General features: G+C 53.5%; 6 protein-coding genes. 1 reads left to right on the top strand and 5 read right to left on the bottom strand.

What is annotated here, in order from left to right; translation table 11 throughout:
- Positions 1-130: 130 nt before the first annotated feature.
- Positions 131-2,260 (bottom strand): polyribonucleotide nucleotidyltransferase, encoded by a 2,130-nt coding sequence (pnp, locus tag ACO6V1_RS21800; protein WP_422468519.1) that lies wholly within the window; start codon positions 2,258-2,260, stop codon positions 131-133.
- A gap of 126 nt (positions 2,261-2,386) precedes the next feature.
- Between pnp and ACO6V1_RS21795 the strand changes: the two genes are divergently transcribed.
- Complete coding sequence (locus ACO6V1_RS21795; protein WP_269672648.1) at positions 2,387-2,533, top strand: hypothetical protein; 147 nt, start codon at positions 2,387-2,389, stop codon at positions 2,531-2,533.
- 52 nt (positions 2,534-2,585) lie between these two features.
- Here ACO6V1_RS21795 and rpsO read toward each other — a convergent pair whose 3' ends face one another.
- The 4 genes from rpsO to infB all read right to left on the bottom strand — a co-directional run.
- Positions 2,586-2,855, bottom strand: coding sequence for a 30S ribosomal protein S15 (rpsO, locus tag ACO6V1_RS21790; protein WP_101746598.1), 270 nt, complete (start codon positions 2,853-2,855; stop codon positions 2,586-2,588).
- Between the two features lie 162 nt (positions 2,856-3,017).
- The gene (gene truB / locus ACO6V1_RS21785; RefSeq protein ID WP_422447436.1) at positions 3,018-4,094 is read right to left on the bottom strand and encodes a tRNA pseudouridine(55) synthase TruB; all 1,077 of its coding nucleotides are present in this window, start codon (positions 4,092-4,094) and stop codon (positions 3,018-3,020) included.
- 3 nt (positions 4,095-4,097) lie between these two features.
- Complete coding sequence (gene rbfA, locus ACO6V1_RS21780; RefSeq protein WP_101746600.1) at positions 4,098-4,496, bottom strand: 30S ribosome-binding factor RbfA; 399 nt, start codon at positions 4,494-4,496, stop codon at positions 4,098-4,100.
- Between the two features lie 159 nt (positions 4,497-4,655).
- Positions 4,656-6,607, bottom strand: a 1,952-nt coding sequence (gene infB, locus ACO6V1_RS21775; RefSeq protein ID WP_422468517.1) for a translation initiation factor IF-2, incomplete at its 5' end; no start/stop codon positions are given.

The raw sequence follows: 6,607 nt of genomic DNA, 5'->3' as shown, positions 1-6,607 counted from the left end.
CGTGAAAAAAGTGACTCTCATTTTTCTTGCGGGTCACAGAGTAACTCCATCAGGGAGTAGCAGAAAATTTTGATGTGCAACCAGATATTGAGAGAGACTGGCACTGAGGCCAGCCTCTTTGAAGCGGTGATTATTCAGCCGCTGCAGCCTGCTGCTCTTTAATACGAGCAACTTCTTTCATGCTCAGCTTAATACGACCACGGTTGTCCAGATCCATCACAACCACTTCAAGCTTCTGTCCCATCTTGACGTAGTCAGCAACGTTCTCAACCCGATGATCAGCAATCTGGGAAATATGCACCAGGCCATCCTGACCTGGCAGGATATTAACAAAAGCACCAAACTCAACAATGCGAGTTACCGTACCGTGGTAAATCTTGCCGATTTCCGCTTCAGCAGTGACGCCGTAGACACGGTCATAAGCTGCCTGACAGGCTTCCCGGGTCTCACCATAAATTTTAACGGTGCCGTCGTCAGCAATATCAACCGATGCACCGGTATCTTCACAGATAGAACGGATAGTGGCACCACCTTTACCAATAACATCACGAATCTTGTCCTGATCAATCTTCAGGGTCATGGTCATTGGTGCGTTTGGCGACAGTTCACTGCGGGAACGGGCGATGACTTTATTCATCTCGGCCAGGATATGCAGACGCGCATGCAGAGCCTGGTCAAGGGCGATATCCATGATCTCTTCAGTGATACCGGCAATCTTGATGTCCATCTGCAACGCCGTAACACCGTGGGCCGTTCCAGCCACTTTAAAGTCCATATCACCCAGGTGATCTTCATCACCCAGAATATCGGTCAGGACTGCAAACTGCTCGCCTTCCTTAACCAGACCCATGGCGATACCGGCAACCGGTGCCTTCAGAGGCACACCGGCATCCATCAGCGCCAGGGAAGAGCCACAGACGGAAGCCATGGAGCTGGAACCATTGGATTCGGTAATTTCAGACACCACACGGATGGTATAAGGGAACTCTTCTTCACCGGGCAGTACTGCCTGAATACCACGACGGGCAAGACGACCATGGCCGATTTCACGGCGTCCCGGAGGACCCATACGACCAGCCTCGCCTACAGAGTAGGGAGGGAAGTTGTAATGCAGCATGAACGGGTCACGGCTTTCACCTTCCAGGGCGTCGACAAACTGCGCATCACGGGCAGTACCCAGCGTTGTGGTGACGATAGCCTGAGTTTCACCACGGGTGAACAGGGCGGAACCGTGGGTCTTTTTCAGAACGCCAACTTCTACCGTGATCGGGCGAACGGTTTTGGTATCACGACCATCGATACGCGGCTGACCGTTAATGATGTTGCCACGGACGACGGACTTTTCCAGTTTGCTGAAGTAGGTCTGAACATCATCCGCACTGAACTTGCCTTCGTCTTCGCCAACCAGCTCAGCTTCAGCTTCAGCGCGCAGCTCCGCCAGCTTGTTGCTGCGCTCCTGCTTGATGGTGATGCCATAGGCCTCACGAATTTTCTGCTCAAAGCCAGCAGCAACGGCTTCTTTCACTGCCGTTTTTTCTGGCTCTGGCTGCCAGTCCCAGGTTGGCTTACCGGCTTCTGCCGCAAACTCTTTAATGGCAGCAATAACCGCCTGGTACTCCTGCTGGGCAAACAGAACCGCACCCAGCATTTCATCTTCTGTCAGTTCCTGCGCTTCGGACTCAACCATCAGCACAGCGTCGCTGGTACCGGCAACCACCATGTCAAGCTCAGACTTTTTCATCTGCTCGAAAGATGGGTTGAGAAGGTAACCGTCGTCTTCAGTGAAACCAACACGGGCAGCACCCACAGGACCGGCAAAGGGAATACCGGAGATAGCCAGGGCCGCAGACGTGGCAATCATGCCCAGAATGTCAGGATCGTTCTTCTTATCCACCGACATTACCGTGATGATGACCTGAACTTCGTTCATGAAACCTTTCGGGAACAGCGGACGGATAGGACGGTCAATCAGACGGGAAGTCAGCGTCTCTTTTTCGCTGGCCTTACCTTCACGTTTCAGGAAACCGCCGGGAATTTTACCCGCCGCGTAAACCTTTTCCTGGTAGTGAACGGATAATGGGAAAAAGTCCTGACCATCACGGGCACTTTTAGCACCCACTACCGTCGCCAGAACCTGCAGCTCACCCATGGTTGCCAGCACGGCACCGGTGGCCTGACGGGCAACCCGTCCAGTTTCCAGGGTCACGGTGTGTTCACCGAACTGGAAAGTCTTTGTCAATGCTTTTGGAGCAATACTCACGTTATTTTCCTTTATTACCAAACGATATCACCCCACCTGCATCCACACTGTCATAGAGATGGATGCAATTCAGAGACCTCTGAATCGAAGTCTCTGAATTGCACCCCATGCAGACAGAGTGCAGGCATGGGTAATTCTTGTCCAAGACTACCAGAGAAAACAGAGCCCGGCAGTCGCAACCCGCAGAGAGATAATGCCCGGGCTGACAACATTCTCAACCCGCAAATAACAAAACACCGCCAGCCACAGATAGTGCAGCTCGCGGTGCCTTGACTGAGGGAGGTGATATCAAGACACCACCACCCAATATGACTGTATCAAACGATCAGCGACGCAGACCCAGAAGCTGGATCAGGCTGCGGTAACGTTCAACATCCTTACGCTTCAGGTAGTCCAGCAGGTTACGACGCTGGTTTACCATGCGAATCAGACCACGACGAGAGTGATGATCCTTGTGATTCGCCTTGAAGTGTCCCTGCAGACCTTCGATGTTAGCGGTCAGCAGAGCCACCTGAACTTCAGGGGAACCGGTGTCGCCTTCAGTGCGAGCGAATTTCTTCAGGATTTCAGCTTTCTGTTCAGCAGTCAAAGCCATTGTTCAATCTCCAGATAATATGCAATACAGATAACCGGCATGACCGTGCATATTTACAGCCAGCCATTCAAACAAGCGACGAATTCTATCACTATGTTGTGAACGCGTCCAAAAAAACTATATAAGCAGTTGGGCAAATGGAATCGCGTATTTCAGGCTGAATCAGCCTTTGACCAGACGCTTGGGTGCTACCAGACCATCATCGGTAATTTCGCCGATACCCAGGAACAGCACGCCTTCGGCCCCTTCAGCAACGCCATAGATGCGGACATTGCCGGATGTCGGTGCCTGAGGCACCTGGACCGGATTCCCCTGGGAAACATAATAACTGCTGGTTGCACCCAGTTTGACCTGCGGCCAGTCACTGACAGCGCTGTCCTGAGGCAACAACAGGTCATCAATAACACGATCACCGGCCTTATTGCGGATTTTCGACAACTCCCTCAGGCGCTCTGACTGCGCTGGTTCCAGCTTGTCACGGCCCAGCTCCTCTGCCAGAGCGGACAGCTCGGCAAACTCTATACGCTGGTCGACATCCAGGGCCGACTCACGGGCTTCATCCCGCATGGCCGCCAGCTCATCCAGGGAGTGCGCCTGATGCTCAGTGTAAGGGCCTGCCTTGAGGCGCTTCAGCTCAGCAACATGACCAAGGCAGCCCAGGGCCTCACCAATATCTTCAACCAGCGTGCGGATATAGGTTCCCTTGGTGCAATCCACCTCGAAAACACACTCATCCCCATCAAAGTCCAGCAGCTCCAGACGATGAATGGTAATGGTGCGCGAAGGGCGCTCAATTTCAATCCCTTCCCGGGCATATTCGTACAATGGCCTACCGTTGTGCTTGAGCGCAGAGAACATGCTGGGCACCTGCTCAACATCACCCCGGAACTGGTGCAGAATGGCCTCCACATCGGAACGGGTGACCGTCACCGGACGCTCTTCGACAATCTCCCCCTCACGATCACCTGTGGTGGTTCTCACCCCCATTTTCATGGTGGTGCGGTAGGATTTATCAGAATCCAGCAAATACTGGGAAAACTTGGTGGCCTCCCCCAGACAGATGGGTAAAACGCCCGTTGCCAGCGGATCAAGGCTGCCGGTATGGCCCGCCTTGGCGGCATTAAACAACCGCTTCACCCGCTGGAGCACCTCGTTGGAAGAAGCGCCATAGACTTTATCAACCACAATAATACCGTCCACCGGACGGCCACGATTAGCGCGTCGACCTCTTCTGGCCATGACTTACTCCTCGGTACCTTCTTCTGAGCCTTTATCCGCTTTAGCGTCTTTGGCAACCGCCTGATCGATCAGCGAGGACAGGTAAGCCCCGCGCCGCAGACTGTTGTCATAGTAAAAGCGGAGTCGCGGGGTAAACCTCAGCTTGATGGCCCTGGCCAGCTGAGAACGCAGGAACCCCGCGGCCTGACTCAATATCTCCAGGGATTGATCAATTTTTTCCTGATCATCCACCCCAAGAAACGAGACATAAACATCTGCAAAAGCGAGATCCCGACTTACTTCGACCACACTGACCGTGACCATGCCAAGACGAGGATCTTTCATTTCCAGCTGAATCAGCTGAGCCAGTTCTTTCTGAATCTGGTCGGCTACTCGCTGGGTACGACTGTACTCTTTAGCCATTGAATACTCACTCCGTAAACCACAATACCCAAAAGGCACAAAAGGCACAGAGACACAAAGCAATCCTTCCCTTTGTGACTTTGTGCCTTTGTGGTTAAAAAAGCCTGCGGGAAAAACCGCAGGCTCTGGCGTCTATTTCACATTCACACGCATAACGAATTAAAGCGTACGCTGTACTTCAATCGTCTTGTAAACCTCGATCTTGTCACCAGGCTTAACGTCGTTGTAGCTCTTAACGGCGATACCACACTCCATACCGTTACGAACTTCGTTGACATCATCCTTGTAACGACGCAGAGACTCCAGCTCACCTTCGTAGATCACCACGTTATCACGCAGTACGCGGATACGGTCGTTGCGGTACACGGTACCTTCAATAACCATACAGCCAGCCACGGCACCAAACTTCGGTGAACGGAATACTTCACGAACTTCAGCGGTACCCACGATCTGTTCACGGGTATCGGAGCCCAGCATACCGGTCAGCGCTTTCTTAACGTCATCAATGATGTCGTAGATAACACTGTAGTAACGCAGATCCAGCTCTTCAGTCTCTACCACTTTACGGGCAGAAGCATCGGCACGAACGTTAAAGCCAACGATAACGGCGTTGGAAGCCAGGGCCAGGTTGGCGTCGGTTTCGGTAATACCACCAACACCACCAGAGATAACCCTTACTTCGACCTCATCGTTACCCTGCTCTTCCAGAGAAGCGGTCAGCGCCTCCAGGGAGCCTCGTACGTCTGCCTTGAGGACGATGTTGAGCGTCTTCTTATCTTCAGTTCCCATTCTGGAGAACATATTCTCCAGTTTGGAAGCCTGTTGACGAGCCAGCTTGACTTCGCGGAACTTGCCTTGACGAAACAGGGCGATTTCACGGGCTTTACGCTCATCGCGAACCACCAGCATTTCGTCACCGGCATCCGGCGTACCATCCAGACCCAGAATCTCTACCGGGATAGAAGGGCCTGCTTCTTTGATGGGCTGGCCGTTCTCATCCAGCATCGCACGTACACGACCGTACTGCTGTCCCACCAGGATATTATCACCCTGATTCAGCTTACCGCCCTGCACCAGAACGGTGGCCACAGGACCACGACCTTTATCCAGTCGGGACTCAACAACGACGCCACGGGCAGGACCTTCATCCGGAGCAGTCAGCTCAAGCACTTCGGCCTGAAGAATAACTGCTTCCAGCAGATCTTCAACACCTTCACCGGTCAGGGCGGATACTGGCATAAACTGCGTATCGCCACCCCACTCCTCAGGAATAACGTCACGGGCAGACAGCTCGTTTTTCACCCGATCCGGATCTGCTTCCGGCTTATCCATCTTGTTCACGGCAACCACGATAGGTACGCCAGCCGCTTTCGCGTGTTGCACCGCTTCTTCGGTCTGCGGCATGACACCATCGTCAGCAGCAACAACCAGGATAACGATATCCGTCGCCTTGGCACCACGGGCACGCATGGCGGTAAAGGCCGCGTGTCCAGGCGTATCCAGGAAGGACACCATGCCACGATCCGTTTCTACGTGGTAGGCACCAATGTGCTGGGTAATACCACCGGCTTCGCCAGCCTGAACGCGACTCTTACGAATGTAGTCCAGCAGCGAGGTCTTGCCGTGGTCAACGTGACCCATAACGGTCACTACAGGCGCACGGGGCCTGGCTTCGTAAGCAACGTCTTCCAGCTGATCATCCACCAGGGTGTCTTCGATGGCGTCTGCCTTGGTCAGCTTGTATTTGTGGCCCATTTCTTCAACCACGATACTGGCAGTATCCTGATCGATAACCTGGTTGATGGTTACCATGGAGCCCATTTTGAACATGGCCTTGATAACGTCCGCCGCTTTGATGGCCATCTTGCTGGCCAGCTCTGCAACCGTGATGGTTTCCGGGATGGAAACTTCACGAACAACCGGCGCTGTCGGCTTGGTAAAGCCGTGAGCCGCCATGGACTCAGGTGCCATGGTACGGGCAAACTTGCGACTGCCGCCACGGCGATCATCACGCTCGTTGCGACCACCTTTACCACGGCGTGGCAGATCGTCATTGTCATTACGACGATCTTTACCCTTGCTGCCACGCTTGTTGCGGGACTTGCGGTCAT

It is taken from the genome of Endozoicomonas sp. ALC013 (assembly GCF_049310205.1).
Lineage (GTDB): Bacteria > Pseudomonadota > Gammaproteobacteria > Pseudomonadales > Endozoicomonadaceae > Endozoicomonas.
The sequence above is the reverse complement of the archived record's forward strand: the minus strand, read 5'-3'. Positions and strand labels throughout refer to the sequence as shown.